Origin of the sequence: Paraburkholderia tuberum STM678 (assembly GCF_902833905.1) — a bacterium.
GTDB classification, from domain to species: Bacteria; Pseudomonadota; Gammaproteobacteria; order Burkholderiales; family Burkholderiaceae; genus Paraburkholderia; species Paraburkholderia tuberum.
In genome coordinates, this window is the sequence record NZ_CADFGP010000098.1 from 1 (window position 1) to 14,618 (window position 14,618).

A 14,618-nucleotide genomic window follows, 5' to 3' on the forward strand; every position below is an offset into this window, starting at 1 on the left:
GCAGTCTTGCGTTGGGAGTCGCCCCGGTCGCATCGAACCACGAATGCGCAAACGAAGACCGAAGTCCTACCCATGGCTGAAAGAGCCTCGTCACATCGCACGTGAGCGCGTCCAAAAATATGGGCACGCTCCACGGGCTTAAGTAAGTGCCATTCTTCTTAGGGGGCTAGGCGCGGGCAACCGCGCCTGGCTACCCGGCGATGCTGGTTCTTCTCACGAGCGCAACAGCGACTTCAGACCAAACAAAAGTAGACACTTTATGAAAACTCTGGCATAGGCGGTCTTGACAGAGTTTCGCTCATAGAAGTGTGATCCACCGTCGAGACTTACTGCTGCGCCGCCCTCAGGAAATTCATGCGTCGATGCAACAACCCGAAAACCAATGTCGTGATTGACATGCAAAGCCATATCAATACCAGCGAACAGCACAACTGATGACGACAGCGGGGAACCGGTGGCCGTGATAAAGCGGTTTCGTCTTCTTCATTGCATCATTTTACCGCCGCATGTCCAATAACCTGATAGCGCCGTCGTGACTGATCTTCACGTCGCGAGCGGCCAATTTGACATAAAAGGAATTGCCAACGATTTGATACGGAATGCAGATGGAATTTCACGAATTCCAACCTGCATCGCCGACCATGAGGACGACGCGGAACAGGTAGGTCGGGAAGTGCGCGGGGGCGAGCCGGTCCTTAGCCGTGAATAACCCGCGCCTTCACAATTCGTGGGACGAGCTTGCAGAGCGCGATTCGTCCGCGATTGCAACAGGGGTTGTAGGCGACCTCGATCTGTGCGTAGCCGGAACAGCGCAGCAAGTGTCCCCCCAGCGCCGCGGCTGCGGCACTGTTCGATGGCCGACATGACCTTCAGCTGCCCCAGGCTCAGCGACACCGTGCGTCGCCATACTGGCCCTGAGCGCGGAAGATGTCCGCGACCTCCAGCATGGGGTACTACACTGCGCCCACGTTACTCGGAGGGCGGACGCCCCAGCGGACTGGTAACTTCGCGCAGCACGTCGGTAGCCACCTGCACGTACTTGAAATGTGCTGCAGCGCATTTCATCTACCTGCACGGCGATGATGTCAAGCGGGCACGACAGATGGCTGGCATTCGGCACCAGAAAATGAGGTTGCGGACGTTCGAGGGGCGAAGTCCACAGACGGATCATCGGCCAAACCCGCCATTCGGGTAACCATAAACTTTACGCTCGTGAGTGGCAGCTTGCGCGAGGACCGTATGATCTGATCGCCGTTGCCCCACCTCCGACACTCGAGAGAATCGACAACTCGATGATGCAGAGCAGCCTTTGAGCGACCGCTTACAGGTAGGTGTCGGCATTGTCGTTGGCCCAACGCGGTCTGATCTATGACGGCGCCAAAGCGCGTGACGGAACCCATTGGCCTCCCTGTGCAATGTGCGTATTTCGGTCCAACGTGACCGACCGTTTCGGCATCGTGACCGGCGATTTCGGGAACGTGACCGAGGATTTCGGCAACGTGACCGGTCGCAACGACAGGCGGGTTTGGCGTTGCGCGTGACCCCAACCACGCGGGCTATGCTCGACGGCTTTGGCCGGAGAGACGATGCCCGCGCACCGGATGAACACGCGCATGATCAAAGACGTTTTACGACTGAAGTTCGACGGCGGCTTCTCGCATGATCGAATCGCCGCGTCGCTAGGCATTTCCAAGGGCGTTGTCACGAAGTACGTCGGCCTGGCCAAGGCGGCCGAGCTCGACTGGGCGAGCGCTTGCGACATGGATGAGGGCGAGCTCGAACGGCGTTTGATGGGCAAGCCCACTGGGCCGGCGGCTTACGCCCAACCCGACTACGGCCGCATTCACCAGGAACTGCGACGCAAGGGCGTGACGCTTACGCTGCTCTGGGAAGAGTACCAAGCCGAGTTCGCCGATCGGCAGACCTACCGCTACACGCAGTTCTGCGAGCACTACCGGACGTTCGCCAAGCGGCTCAAGCGCTCGATGCGCCAGATCCACCGCGCCGGCGAGAAGCTGTTCGTCGACTTCGCCGGACCCACGCTGCCGTTGACGACGGGGCGGCGCGCGCACGTGTTCGTCGCCGCGATGGGCGCTTCGAGCTACACGTTTGCGTGCGCGACGCCTGCCGAGACGATGGAAGACTGGCTTGGCGGCATTGCACGAGCACTAACGTTCTACGGCGGCGTGCCGCAACTGATCGTGCCCGACAACCCGCGCGCAATGATCGCCGACCCCGATCGCTACGAGCCTCGTGCGGGCGACACCGTGTTGGACTTCGCCCGCCACTATGGAACGTCGTTCCTGCCGGCGCGAACCTACCGGCCGCAGGACAAGGCCAAGGTTGAGTCGGCCGTGCAGGTCGTCGAGCGCTGGATCATGGCGCGTCTGCGCCACCATGAGTTCAGCTCGGTGCAGTCGGTCAATGAGGCGATCAGCCCGTTGCTGAAGTACCTGAACGAACGTCCCTTCCAGAAGCTGCCCGGATGCCGCGCCACTGCGTTTGCGCAGCTCGACGCGCCCGCCTTGTTGCCGTTGCCGGCCCAGCCGTACGAACTTGCACGCTTCAAGACGGTGACCGTGCACATCGATTACCACGTCGAGGTGGGTAAGCATCGGTACAGCGTGCCGCATGCGCTCGTCGGTCTGAAGCTCGAAGCCCGCATCACCGGCGGCGCCATTGAACTGCTGCATCGCGGGCGTCGTGTGGCGAGCCATGCTCGCAACGACCGAGCTGGCGGCTACACGACCATCGTCGAACACATGCCTGCTGCGCACCGCGCGCACCTGGAATGGACGCCACAGCGTCTGATCCACTGGGCGCAGCAGATCGGCTCGGCAACGGCGGCGCTCGTCACGCGATTGCTGGAAGAACAGCGCCACCCCGAACACGGCTATCGGGCGTGCCTGGGGCTGCTCTCGCTGTCCAGGCGCTACGGGAGTGAACGGCTGGAAGCCTCATGTGCTCTCGCTCTCGAACTCGGTGTGCATCGTTACCGGCATGTGCGCGAGATCCTGCTCAACAACCGCGACCGCGCCGTCGCCATGACGCCGGCGGACTGGACGAGCCCGAGCCATGCACACGTGCGCGGCCCCGGCCATTACCAATAAGGAGGCGCACTGCGATGATGATGCAACAAACCCTGACACAACTGCGCACGCTCAAGCTCGACGGCTTCGCCGACGGTCTCGAAGAACAACTCGCGCAGCCCGGCAGCGCCAAGCTGAGCTTCGAGGAGCGCCTGTCGTTGCTGGTCGACCGGGAAACCCACTGGCGCGATGACCGGCGTCGCACGCGCTTGCTCAAGCATGCACGCCTTAAATACCCGCAGGCCCTGATCGAGGATCTCGATACGCGATCGGGTCGCGGCATCGATGCCCGCGCGCTCACGAGCCTGGCGCTGGGCGACTGGGTTCAGTCGGGCTACAGCCTGCTCATCAGTGGCCCCACGGGGGCAGGCAAATCGTGGCTCGCGTGTGCGTTGGCGCAGTACGCCTGCCGGCGTGGGCACTCGGCGCTGTATCTGCGTGTGCCGAGGTTGACCGAAGAACTGCGAATCCTGCACGGCAACGGCGGCTTCACGAAGTGGCTCATGCAAGTCGCGCGCGTTGACGTCTTGCTACTCGATGACTGGGGCATGGCGCCGCTCGACCCGATGGTACGCAACGACTTGCTGGAGATGATCGACGACCGCGCGGCCGGCAAAGCCACCATCGTGACCAGTCAATTACCCATCGAGCACTGGCACGGCTGGATCGGCGACGAAACGATTGCCGATGCCATGCTCGACCGACTCATGCAGCGACATCACCGCATCACGCTCAAGGGCGAGTCGCTTCGAAAGGCCGCTCCAAACCCTCAAACAAAGGAGGTCGTACTCGACGAAAGCTGATCCAAAAACCTAGAATCAACCCCGCGCAACATCGAACCTGCCAAATCGGTCACGTTCCCGAAATCGGCGGTCACGTTCGCCGAAATACGCACAATGAATCGGGAAGTCGCGTCGACGACCGTTTGGTTGATGTCTTCATCGAATACGTCAAAGACAGGTGCGACGACCGACTCCGCGAGGGCATATTGCTGCTTTTCGAATCTGCTCGCGTCGATGCTACCTTCCGCATCGAAAGTAAGCATGGAAAACGTGCTCCGAACGACGCGCACCGGGTTTCTGGCCACGAGTTCGACTACGACGCTGGCCATTCGCGCTCGTTGCCCCGCAAAAACGGGCAGACTGTGGCTTGCCGGATCTCGCAGCATCCTGTTGAACCTGGTGCCTGAGAGCCGCGAGAGGGTATCGTCGCGAGCGATCAGAAACGTTCGGCAAGAAAATCCCATGGTTCTGCCCCTTGCATTAACGGTGATGCTCACCACGCCCGGCGAGATTCCGCAACGCGCATCCAAGCAGGCTATTCGCCGCTGTACCTTACACCGCGCGCGTGACCAGGCTTCGGGGCGTCCCGGTCGATGCCCGGCTCCGGAGGTTCAAGGAGCAGCGTCGAACGTCCGCCGGTCCAACAGGACACTCTGCCATTTGGTCGTTTGTAACAAGCGCAACTGATTTTCGGCGGGCGGGTGGGAGCGCCATCGGCATCCCATCTCGTATGAGTCAGGTTTTGGTACCCTTTCATCGTGAGCCCTGTTTCTCCTGGCCAGATTCGAGAATTCACGGGGACCGCCGTGAAGGTTGAAGGTCGGTCAGCCGGTGGCAGAGCGGGGGCGAGCTTCCGTGAGTTGATACGTAGCAATCAGGTTGTCCTACAGCAGATGAAAAGACAGTTCACAAGACATGCTCAACGCAGCGACCAGGCATACCCCGGACGCTTGGCCCACCCCACAATCCCGGCGAACCAGGGGCAGACGGAACTTCGCCCAGTTCGCACTGGGCCAGCGGGCCTGCCGGTTGATTCCGAGGCCGCTTTCCGTGAAAACAGGCCGCTTCAGCGCTTGTTGCAACAGTGCCATGAGGACGGGCGGTTTTGACTGCTTCCGACATTCTCGCGCCACACCTGACGCCCGGTGGTCACCTGCTTGCAGTTCCAGAGGACGACGCGCCACTATTGGCGGATGAAATACAACCGCGGCTAGGCAGTTCTTTTGCGCTTGGCGCAGGACATGGCCTGCTGCATCTGGGAACGGCGGAAATCGGCCGCATTTTGCCGCCCGCGTGGGCCTGGTGGCGAGATTTTGCCGCGCGCTATGTCACCGCCTTGTGCGCCACACCCGAGGGCGGCGAGATTGCGGTCGTCACGCCCGCTGCCAAGGACTTCGATGCCCTGATTGCCGATGCGCCGCCGATGACGGGCGGGGAGTATCTGACGCCAGATGTGCTAGCCACGCTGTGGGGTGAGATCGATACTGCCTTGCACCAGGAACTGGCGACCGCAATGGTCTCGCTTCAGGATTTCCTCAAGTTGCGCCACCCGGCCTGGAATCTGGTCGGCCGTGTGCATTTCAACCTCGTTGAGAACCGCAAGGACACGGAGTCACCGTTCGCCTTCCTTGCGACTTACACCTCGCGCCTGTCGGCCCATGGCAAAGCGCAACACCAGCCACTGTCGCAAGCCCTGGCGGAATTTTCGGGAGCCAGGAGCAAGGCGCAGATCCTGTCATTACTGCTGCCGGTGCAGCGCGCCGCGGAACACTGCGATTGGCTTCGCGAAATGGTGGATACCGGCGAGATATACCATCCGCTGCGCTGGACGCCGCTTGACGCCCATCGCTTTCTCTCGGACCTGTCCCAACTGGAAGCCGCCGGGATTGTCGTACGCACGCCAGGCGTCTGGCAGGCGGGCCGCCCTGTTCGCCCCGTTGTGAAAGCCAGCGTCGGAGCACGACCGCCTTCGCTCCTGGGCAAGGATGCGTTGCTCGATTTCAGCATGGAGGTCTCCCTCGACGGCGAGCGTCTCAGCGCCTCCGAGGTCAGGGATCTGCTCAAAGGCGCCGATGGCTTGCAACTCATCCGTGGTCGCTGGGTCGAGGTGGACAAGAAAAAGCTCAGTCGCCTCCTGAAGCGATTCGAGGCCATGGAAAAGGCGGCACAAACCGGTCTGCCCTTTAATGAGGCCCTACGCCTGCTGGCGGGTGTTTCGCTCGACGATAACGGCGACCCCGCTGACCTCGACTGGTCGCAGCTTGTTGCAGGGCCCTGGCTGGCCGACATGCTGCAGGAATTGCGTCAGCCGGAGGGGTTGGCGCAGATCAGTCCGGGACCGGAACTCAAGGCGAACCTGCGGCCCTACCAACGGGCCGGCGTGCGGTGGTTGTACCTGCTCACCCGGCTCGGACTGGGCGCTTGCCTGGCGGACGATATGGGCCTGGGCAAGACCATGCAGGTACTCTCGCTGCTGCTCGTGCTGAAGCGTGAAAGCACCGAGATGCGGCCCAGCCTGCTGGTCGCCCCCGCATCGCTGCTGGCCAACTGGGCGGCAGAGGCCGAGCGCTTCGCCCCGGGCTTGCGCCTGCTGATCGCCCATCCGTCGGTCATGCCGGCGGCCGATTTGCGTGCGCTGGACGCCGCGCGGCTTGCGGACATCGATCTCGTCATCACCAGTTTTGGCTCGCTGCTTCGCCAGCCGGTACTGGGGACCATCCAATGGCGCCTTGCCATCGTTGATGAAGCACAGGCGATCAAGAATCCGGGCGCCAAGCAAACGCGACAGGTCAAGCAACTCCAGGCACAATCGCGCATCGCGCTGACTGGCACCCCCGTGGAAAACCGCCTGTCCGACCTGTGGTCCATTTTCGATTTTACCCACCCCGGTTTGCTGGGCTCGGACAAGGTCTTTGCCAACTTTACCAGGCGGCTGGCGAAGGCCGAGCACTTCGGCCCGCTGCGAACGCTCGTACGGCCCTACATCCTGCGCCGCCTGAAGACCGACAAGCGGGTAATCGACGACCTGCCGGACAAGACCGAGCTCAAGGCCTGGTGCCACCTGAGCCCGACCCAGGCGGCGCTTTACCAGCGTGCGGTGAAGGATCTGGCCGCCGCGCTTGAGGACGCCGAAGGCATCGGTCGCAAAGGTGTGGTGCTGAGCTTCCTCATGCGCTTCAAACAGATATGCAACCATCCGTCGCAGTGGTTGGGTGACGCGGCCTGGAAGGCGGAAGACAGCGGCAAGTTCGCCCGCCTGCGCCAACTGGCCGAAGTCATTGCCGCCAAGCAGGAAAAGGTGCTGGTATTCACCCAGTTCCGCGAGACCACTGAGCCGCTGGCGGCATTTCTGGGTTCGATCTTTGGCCGCGAAGGTCTGGTGCTCCATGGCGGCACCCCCGTGGCCCGGCGCCGGGAGCTGGTCAAGCGATTCCAGGACGATGAGTTGACGCCCTTCTTCGTGCTCTCGCTCAAGGCCGGTGGGGCGGGGTTGAATCTCACCGCTGCGTCGCATGTGATCCACTACGACCGCTGGTGGAACCCGGCCGTGGAAAATCAGGCGACTGACCGTGCGTTTCGTATCGGCCAGCAGAGGAACGTCCTGGTGCATAAGTTTATCTGCCGTGGCACGATCGAGGACCGTATCGACCAGTTGATCGAAGTGAAGCAGCAATTGGTGAAGGATGTGCTGGAGGGCGGCGCGGAACTGCTGCTCACCGAGATGAGCGATCGTGAATTGCTCGATCTCGTGAAGCTCGACGTTTATGCCGCGCAAGAAAACTGATCGTCAGGAGAGAGGAAGCGCAATGGGTTACGGTTACGGGGGATGGAAGCCCTATGTCTCGGTCGCGGAGCGCAGAAAAAAGGCTGAACGGGCCGCCGCGAAGGCTAGGAAGGCTGGTGCGGTCCTGTCGCCAATCGCGTCGTATCGAGGCGCCATCGCCAGAACCTTCTGGGGCAAGGCCTGGTGTGACAATCTGGAAGGCTATAGCGACTATGCCAACCGCCTGCCGCGCGGCCGTACCTATGTGCGCAACGGTTCCGTGATTGACCTCCAGATTACGGCAGGCGAAGTGCGAGCGCAGGTAATGGGTTCGAGCCTCTACACGGTCGGCGTGAGCGTGACAGCGTGTCCGGCAAAGCAATGGCGAACAATTGGTGCCGACTGCTCGGGGTCGATCGATTCGATGGTAGAACTGCTGCAGGGCAAATTCTCGACTGCCGTGATGGAGCGCATCTGCAAACCCGGAACGGGTCTTTTCCCAGTGCCGAAGGAAATCAGGTTCAATTGCAGTTGCCCGGACTGGGCATCGATGTGCAAGCACGTAGCTGCCGTACTCTACGGAATCGGCGCGCGGCTCGACCAACAGCCGGAATTGCTCTTCGCCTTGCGCCGCGTCAATGCCAATGATCTCGTCAGGCAGGCCGGCGCTGGCCTGCCCAAATCCACAAAACGACCCGCTACCAGCAAGGTGCTCGACGACGCGCTGGTGGCCGATGTGTTTGGCATCGAGATGGCCGACGCCTACTCACCGCCGAAGCCTGTTGCCGGACGTAACAAGCCACCGGCAGGTAAGGTGACAGCAAGGAAGGCGACCAGGTCGGCTGTCTCGACAACCCGCAAGCCACCGGCGAACGCAAAGACCGCGGAGGACAATAAATCGGTAACAAAGAAGTTACCAGTCAAGCCATCCGCTGGGCCACGTAAATCAACATCGGGCAACATCGTTGCCGGTAAAGCAAACGTGGCGAACTCGCCTGCAACCCCGAAAGAGGCTGCAACAAGGAAACGCGCCATTACTGGACCGGTGAAAGGTACGTCCCGCTAAACTCGGATTCCATCTCGCATGGCTACGCGCGAAGCGATTGACGTCGATGAATGAAATTCTTTTCATCGATGCATCTACGACTGCGCATCGTCATCGCGTCAGCTGACCTGATCTCATAACTCGTTAGACGCCCAATAGCCGAATCCGACCATCATAGTTCATCTGGATGAGCACCTCGCGCATCGCCTTGACCTCTCGCTCGTCGACCTTTCGAATATCCAGATCATAGTCCCGCAGGCTGGTTGTCAGGCGCACTACGGCTGATTTTCTGTCAAGGTGGAGTTCCTCCAGCAATTCCTCCTCGTCTTCCACGTACCGTTCAAACGAAACTGTCACCCCTCGCTCCCAATCTCCCAGCAGGTGTTCGTATTTCGGCGTGCGCAGAAGGGTAAGGCTTTCGATCTCAGTCGCATCCGCGGGGGCGACGACCGCAAAGGACACAATCAAGTCGTCCCCGTACTCAGTCGAGATAAACGCGACAGTTTCCATAATTGTAGCGGCTCGATTACATCCGACGTAGGAACCGATTACATCGGCCGTTTCGGGACCACATTACGTTAGAACGAGCCCCCTTTATGTGATAACAGCCCGATTACATCCGCCGGGAACCACATTCAGCGAGAATGCCCGCGAGTCTGATCCAAGGTGGGCGTCACCGCCTCCGTTTAGGGTTATTCGATGCCTGCAGCGCAAAGTCCGCTTTTCCCACGACCAGACGTTGCGTCACGGGATGATCGGGCGACCGCTCATGCACGGTATAGTCCGCTGACGGCCGGGCAAGTCGAGTAATTTTTCTCGCGATTTAGCTGAGTTGCTCGACTCCATGATGCGAAGCATCCGGAAACAGTTTGGCCTCGATCACTGCAGCTCGTGCCGCCGCCACGTCAGCGGCGAACAGCACGACTGCCAGGTCCTTCACCGCACGCGAGCAGCAGACGTAAAATAGCCGCCTCGTGCGGTCGAGCACCGACTCCTTCCCCTCGGCGATATTCGCTTTGTCTCAACTTGTTGCTGGTTTCGCTTTTGTGCGGGCGTGCATGATGTCAGCGACAGGTGAGAGTCGGTGAAGCGGGATCGATAGTTGCGGGAAATGGGGCTATCGGTTTGTCGAAGGCGACAATAGGGTAAGGATGGAAACAGATATGGTGTGACAGTTCATGGCGCGCGGCGCCAGCGATGAACGACGTACCCTGCGATGAAGCTCAGCAGTAGTGGCGCAGATTGATCATCGTATAGGCAAGCGTCTTGAACGCGGTAATGCACATCACTGATGCGTTCGAAGCGCAGCAACAGGCGGCGAAACTTGTCTTCCCAGGCAAAGACGCGCTCAATGGTCCTGAAGCGCTCCTCGAAGATGGCCGGCTCGAAGATCTGCTTGCGACCGCGCTTCGGTGTTTTGCGCCCGCGCGGGTTCTGCGGGATGTTCGGGGTCATGCCGCGATTGAAGATCGCACGGCGGTTGGCCCGGCAGTCGTAGACGCCATCCAGGCTGACGGTGGCGCCTTGCAGGTCCATGCCAATGGCGCGGGCCATCTCGCTCAGCCGTGGTAGCGCATCACGCAGCAAGGGCGATTCGTTGCGGTTACCCGCAGCGCAGATGAACGGCGCGATGATGTTGCAGTGGCGATCACAAAAGGCCACCACCTTGTCGCCTTTCAGGTGCTTGTGACCGCTGTACCCGAGGTTGTCGCCACCTTTCTTCGCCGCCGTGGTCGTGCCGTCACCATGAATGACCGTGAGGTCAAGGAGCTGGTCCTCATGAAGCTTGCGCACCGAGCCAGAAAAGATCCGGTCGATGCTGCCATCGGCGCGCCAGCGGCGCATGATCCGGTGCTGCGTCCAGAAATCTGGACTCTAACCGATCTGGCTTCGCCGATCCCCAACCCAGGCCCGGCGCCGCTCCCAGACAAATGCAATGATCTCGAGAAACTAACAACCAGTTGTCTCTCAAGAAACAAAAGTGTAGATGGCAACTATCATGCTGCCATCTATATGGTTATGCGCGATACTTCAAATTCAGGTTCTGCGTCCTGATTGACCGAGATCAACGGTACGCAAATCAGCGGGCTCTGGTGCAACTAGCGCGGGGGCGAATCGGTTAAGGTGTGTCGGGGTGAACGAATTGGGAACCGACGATGAGCAAGCTGAAGGGCCTGGAGGAACTGTTCGCAGGCCGTCACTTTGACCGCGATGTGATCATTCTGTGTGTTCGCTGGTACGTGCGCTATAAGCTTAGCCTGCGCGATCAGGTCCAAATGATGGCCGAACGGGGTCTGTCGCTGGCGGACACGACGGTTCTGCGCTGGGTGCGGCGCTTTGCGCCGGAGTTCGTCAAACGGTGGAACTGCTTTGGCAGGTCCACCGGCCAGTCGTGGCCTGTCGACGAGTCTTACCTCAAGCTTGCGCGGCAAGTGGGTCTATCTTTATCGAGCGGTGGATCGGGTGGGCCAGACGGTAGACTTCATGCTCAGCGCCAGGCGCGACGTGAAGGCCGATGCTTTCTGCCTGAGGACATGAAGGTCCGATCCTCGAAATATCTCACAGGTCCATGCCAATGGCGCGGGCCATCTCGCTCAGCCGTGGTAGCGCATCACGCAGCAAGGGCGATTCGTTGCGGTTACCCGCAGCGCAGATGAACGCCGCGATGATGTTGCAGTGGCGATCACAAAAGGCCACCACCTTGTCGCCTTTCAGGTGCTTGTGACTGCTGTACCCGAGGTTGTCGCCTCCTTTCTTCGCCGCCGTGGTCGTGCCGTCACCATGAATGACCGTGAGGTCAAGGAGCTGGTCCTCATGAAGCTTGCGCACCGAGCCAGAAAAGATCCGGTCGATGCTGCCATCGGCGCGCCAGCGGCGCATGATCCGGTGCTGCGTCCAGAAATCTGGACTCTAACCGATCTGGCTTCGCCGATCCCCAACCCAGGCCCGGCGCCGCTCCCAGACAAATGCAATGATCTCGAGAAACTAACAACCAGTTGCATGAGTAAACAGCAATGGTTACGTCCGTACGACGCCTCCGTCTACCTGCTAACAATGACAGGTATTAACGAACGCTCTTCCAGCGTTAGATTTGCAAAAAATTTGACGCCGCAGATTACCTGAATGCGACTCAAAAGAAAGGAGACCGTCAATCATCGAGTGGGCCGCCCGGTCACACGCAGTTCCGTTTATTCGGCGAGCGCCCCCCTTCGTCACGTGCGATTTCGTCGTCAGGCGAACGGACTCCTTGGTCACGTGCAGTTCCCCTTACCTTAGAGGCAAACATGGCAACCCCGTCAAATTTTGTCGATCTCCAGGCCGGTTTTTATAATGCGCTGGTTCAAGGGCTTGGCTATAGCAATCAGGATCCGTTCCAGATTATTCAACCCTCGCCGCCGCTCCCGGGAGGCGACGACGCTGACGATCTGCTCTGGGCGTATCTGAACAATTTGCCGGTCGCTTCATTGACCCAGAACACGCAGTTCTCCGGCGGAAATCAATTTCTCGCCGATTATCAAGGCGTCATGTCCGCCTTGCAGTCCGCGCCCAACAATTTTCAGTCGACCATCGGCCCGACCTGCTGGGCCGCCTACCAGCAGGCGCTTAAAGACCACGAAGTCAAAACTGGCGCCGTCGCGTTCCGTAACTGGGCGCTTTACTGCCAACCGTGTTCCGCTGTCGCAACGTCAGGCGCATCCGCCCTGGCCGCCGCCATGCTCGATCCGATTTTTGCGGCGCAGATGAACGTGACACCGTACAAGCCTGTTGGCGACGAACCCGTGACGTTCTCGCCGGGCTACTCGAAGATGCTCACCTTGCTGAAGAAGGCACCGAGCCGTTCGTTCGAAGTAAGCGCAAGCAATTGGCAGACCGACGTCTCAAAGACGTGGACCCAAGGCTCCAACAAGGGGTTTTTTGGCTTGTGGGGTGGCAGCAGTTCGTCGTCTTCGATCAGCGGGAAATTTGCGTCGGGCGGCGTGTCGGTCAAAGCCTCGTTCGACAACGTGCTGCCGTTCAACGCCACGCCGGGCGACTGGTACGGTTCCTCGGCGTTCGGCATGGCGTTCAACAACCCCGGTAAGGCGCCATGGATGTCGAACAACCCGATTAACTGGGACACGACCTTCGGCAAGAACGGCAACATGCAACGGTTCTCCTCGAGCCTGCTGATCGCCAACAAGATGAACATCTCGGTCGTTTCGGCGGCGCAGTATAGCCAGGGGGAGCAAAGCCAGATACAGAGTAATCAGGGCAACGGCCTGTGGCCGTTCTATTGCTCCGGCAGCTCGGGCGGTTCCAGCACGAGTGCTTCATTCGACAAGGACGGCGGCATGACGGTGACCATCACAAGTAAAGCCAACGTGCCGATCGTGATCGGCTGCATCGTGCTGACGGCTGGCCAGTATCTCGGGCATGAAGCACTGGCATCGAAGCGTTTGATCGAGGAGTTCTACAGCTAGCACTAGCCATTGGCCGTCTCACGGTCTCGACATGCCCGCCGTGCCGATTACGGCAGGCATGTCGTATGGCGCCGCACGGGATCCTTGCATTTTCCGTGTTTTTTCCGGTCAGGGAAGGGGAGCAATCATGACGTCGTTTGTCGATCTGCAAGAGCAATTTGCCAAAACCGAGTTTGCTGCGATTGGCATCGATCCGGGTCGGGGGCAGGTGTTTCAGCCGGCTGCGGCATTGACCGGGGACGATAGCGTTTTGTGGTCGTACCTCGATACTATTCCCGGCGCGCCGCCGATTTTCTCGTCTGCAGGCGGCGGAAGCGGCGAGACCTTTTTTCAGGCGTACTCGGCTTTGATCAACTCGTTGATCGCCGCGACCAATCCACTCGATCCGATCAAGGCTGCAAAGCAGCGCCTGAGTGCCTGGGGGGACAAACCCGCAGCCTGGAGCGTCGGGGTTGCCGGTCTGGCCCGCCAACTCCACTCCGCATCGGCGATTAGTTTTGATTTTACCAATGATGCAGTCGCCGACCCGGCATTCTGGGGCCTTTGGGGCAATAGCGAACCGGCATCCGGGCCGAGCGCCTTGTTCGCCTCGGGTAGCGTGTCGGGGCAGTTCAAGTTCGAAAACGCGTTGTTATTTGCACCGACGCCATCGGACTGGTACGTATCGTCCGCGCTTTCACTGGCGCATGCCACGAAGACAGGACATCCGTGGAATCCCGATTCGCCGATCAACTGGCAGACGACCTTCGGTCCGAACGGAAATATGCAGTCGTTCGTGGGAGGCCTTTACGTTGCGTCCGGCCTGGATATTCAATTCACGTCGAGCACCGCATTCAGTAAAGCCGATCAGCGCCTGATCAGTGAGGCCGGGACTCAGGGGATGTGGCCGTACTACCTCGGCATCGGTAACGCGATTACCAAGATGCCGTTCAACCCCGAAGGTCAGATGACGGTTGACGTCACGAGCGGAGCGAATTTGCCTGTCGTCATCGCGGCATCGGTGTTGTCTGCGACGCAGTATTTGGGAGGATGACGACTCTATCAACTGGTTGTTAGTTTCTCGAGATCATTGCATTTGTCTGGGAGCGGCGCCGGGCCTGGGTTGGGGATCGGCGAAGCCAGATCGGTTAGAGTCCAGATTTCTGGACGCAGCGAATGACGGGAAACCCATGCTGGCAGGCAATTCCAGTGAATTTAAGCCTTGAGCAGTTCGAACAGTTTGTCTTGCCGCATCTGCGCCGTGGTCGGCGCGGACCGCCGCCCACGCTGGCCTTGCACACGATCTTCAACTACATCCTGCGGGTGCTGTACATGGGGTGCCAGTGGAAGATGCTGCCGATCGAAAGGGATGCCAAAGGGCTGCCTGAAATCCACTACACGCGCATTTACCGGATCATGCGCCGCTGGCGCGCCGATGGCAGCATCGACCGGATCTTTTCTGGCTCGGTGCGCAAGCTTCATGAGGACCAGCTCCTTGAC

At 60.1% G+C, this 14,618-nt stretch carries 12 protein-coding genes and 3 pseudogenes; 8 read left to right on the top strand and 7 right to left on the bottom strand.

Annotation, left to right across the window (positions count from 1 at the left end; translation table 11 throughout):
* Positions 1-412: 412 nt before the first annotated feature.
* Both HWY30_RS42245 and HWY30_RS43215 read right to left on the bottom strand, forming a co-directional pair.
* Positions 413-487: pseudogene (locus tag HWY30_RS42245) on the bottom strand (IS6 family transposase); the annotation flags it as partial.
* Between the two features lie 271 nt (positions 488-758).
* A pseudogene (locus HWY30_RS43215) lies at positions 759-947 on the bottom strand (transposase zinc-binding domain-containing protein); the annotation flags it as partial.
* 639 nt (positions 948-1,586) lie between these two features.
* Here HWY30_RS43215 and istA point away from each other — a divergent pair.
* Both istA and istB read left to right on the top strand, forming a co-directional pair.
* Positions 1,587-3,110: an IS21 family transposase gene (istA, locus tag HWY30_RS38445; RefSeq protein ID WP_090812693.1), complete on the top strand. Its 1,524-nt coding sequence runs from the start codon at positions 1,587-1,589 to the stop codon at positions 3,108-3,110.
* A gap of 14 nt (positions 3,111-3,124) precedes the next feature.
* On the top strand, positions 3,125-3,892 hold the full coding sequence (istB, locus tag HWY30_RS38450; protein ID WP_090812692.1) for an IS21-like element helper ATPase IstB: 768 nt from the start codon (positions 3,125-3,127) through the stop codon (positions 3,890-3,892).
* Here the strand turns inward: istB and HWY30_RS42250 are convergent.
* Entirely contained in the window at positions 3,859-4,200 is a 342-nt protein-coding gene (locus tag HWY30_RS42250) for a hypothetical protein (RefSeq protein WP_244145176.1), read from the bottom strand. The genes istB and HWY30_RS42250 overlap by 34 nt on opposite strands.
* Positions 4,201-4,976: 776 nt before the next feature.
* Between HWY30_RS42250 and HWY30_RS38460 the strand changes: the two genes are divergently transcribed.
* Together HWY30_RS38460 and HWY30_RS38465 are read left to right on the top strand one after the other, a co-directional pair.
* Positions 4,977-7,655 carry a DEAD/DEAH box helicase gene (locus HWY30_RS38460; RefSeq protein ID WP_090812691.1) on the top strand — a complete coding sequence of 893 codons (2,679 nt, stop codon included), beginning with the start codon at positions 4,977-4,979 and terminating at the stop codon, positions 7,653-7,655.
* Positions 7,656-7,677: 22 nt separating this feature from the next.
* Positions 7,678-8,700: a hypothetical protein gene (locus HWY30_RS38465; protein WP_090812690.1), complete on the top strand. Its 1,023-nt coding sequence runs from the start codon at positions 7,678-7,680 to the stop codon at positions 8,698-8,700.
* Between the two features lie 123 nt (positions 8,701-8,823).
* On the opposite strand, the gene HWY30_RS38470 is transcribed toward HWY30_RS38465, so the two are convergent.
* The 3 genes from HWY30_RS38470 to HWY30_RS38480 form a co-directional block, all read right to left on the bottom strand.
* On the bottom strand, positions 8,824-9,189 hold the full coding sequence (locus HWY30_RS38470) for a hypothetical protein (protein WP_090812689.1): 366 nt from the start codon (positions 9,187-9,189) through the stop codon (positions 8,824-8,826).
* Between the two features lie 313 nt (positions 9,190-9,502).
* Entirely contained in the window at positions 9,503-9,667 is a 165-nt protein-coding gene (locus HWY30_RS38475; RefSeq protein WP_341809962.1) for a hypothetical protein, read from the bottom strand.
* Between the two features lie 188 nt (positions 9,668-9,855).
* A complete protein-coding gene (locus HWY30_RS38480) occupies positions 9,856-10,524 on the bottom strand; it encodes a transposase (protein WP_244145177.1) in 669 nt (222 codons plus the stop codon).
* A gap of 311 nt (positions 10,525-10,835) precedes the next feature.
* Here HWY30_RS38480 and HWY30_RS38485 point away from each other — a divergent pair.
* A pseudogene (locus HWY30_RS38485) lies at positions 10,836-11,184 on the top strand (IS6 family transposase); the annotation flags it as partial.
* A 54-nt stretch (positions 11,185-11,238) separates the two neighbouring features.
* On the opposite strand, the gene HWY30_RS38490 reads toward HWY30_RS38485, so the two are convergent.
* Positions 11,239-11,559, bottom strand: coding sequence for a hypothetical protein (locus HWY30_RS38490; RefSeq protein ID WP_244145178.1), 321 nt, complete (start codon positions 11,557-11,559; stop codon positions 11,239-11,241).
* A gap of 404 nt (positions 11,560-11,963) precedes the next feature.
* Between HWY30_RS38490 and HWY30_RS38495 the strand changes: the two genes are divergently transcribed.
* The 3 genes from HWY30_RS38495 to HWY30_RS38505 all read left to right on the top strand — a co-directional run.
* Positions 11,964-13,139, top strand: a complete 1,176-nt coding sequence (locus tag HWY30_RS38495) for a hypothetical protein (protein WP_090812687.1) — start codon at positions 11,964-11,966, stop codon at positions 13,137-13,139.
* A 127-nt stretch (positions 13,140-13,266) separates the two neighbouring features.
* Positions 13,267-14,172, top strand: coding sequence for a hypothetical protein (locus HWY30_RS38500; protein WP_090812688.1), 906 nt, complete (start codon positions 13,267-13,269; stop codon positions 14,170-14,172).
* Positions 14,173-14,294: 122 nt separating this feature from the next.
* On the top strand, positions 14,295-14,618 hold a 324-nt coding region (locus HWY30_RS38505), incomplete at its 3' end, for a transposase (RefSeq protein ID WP_176079023.1).

Excerpts from the sequence above, each read along its gene's own strand:
- istA (WP_090812693.1), top strand. The coding sequence starts at position 1,587 with ATGCCCGCGCACCGGATGAACACGCGCATGATCAAAGACGTTTTACGA.
- istB (WP_090812692.1), top strand. The coding sequence starts at position 3,125 with ATGATGATGCAACAAACCCTGACACAACTGCGCACGCTCAAGCTCGAC.
- HWY30_RS42250 (WP_244145176.1), bottom strand. The coding sequence starts at position 4,200 with ATGGCCAGCGTCGTAGTCGAACTCGTGGCCAGAAACCCGGTGCGCGTC.
- HWY30_RS38465 (WP_090812690.1), top strand. The coding sequence starts at position 7,678 with ATGGGTTACGGTTACGGGGGATGGAAGCCCTATGTCTCGGTCGCGGAG.
- HWY30_RS38470 (WP_090812689.1), bottom strand. The coding sequence starts at position 9,189 with ATGGAAACTGTCGCGTTTATCTCGACTGAGTACGGGGACGACTTGATT.
- HWY30_RS38480 (WP_244145177.1), bottom strand. The coding sequence starts at position 10,524 with ATGCGCCGCTGGCGCGCCGATGGCAGCATCGACCGGATCTTTTCTGGC.
- HWY30_RS38490 (WP_244145178.1), bottom strand. The coding sequence starts at position 11,559 with ATGCGCCGCTGGCGCGCCGATGGCAGCATCGACCGGATCTTTTCTGGC.
- HWY30_RS38495 (WP_090812687.1), top strand. The coding sequence starts at position 11,964 with ATGGCAACCCCGTCAAATTTTGTCGATCTCCAGGCCGGTTTTTATAAT.
- HWY30_RS38500 (WP_090812688.1), top strand. The coding sequence starts at position 13,267 with ATGACGTCGTTTGTCGATCTGCAAGAGCAATTTGCCAAAACCGAGTTT.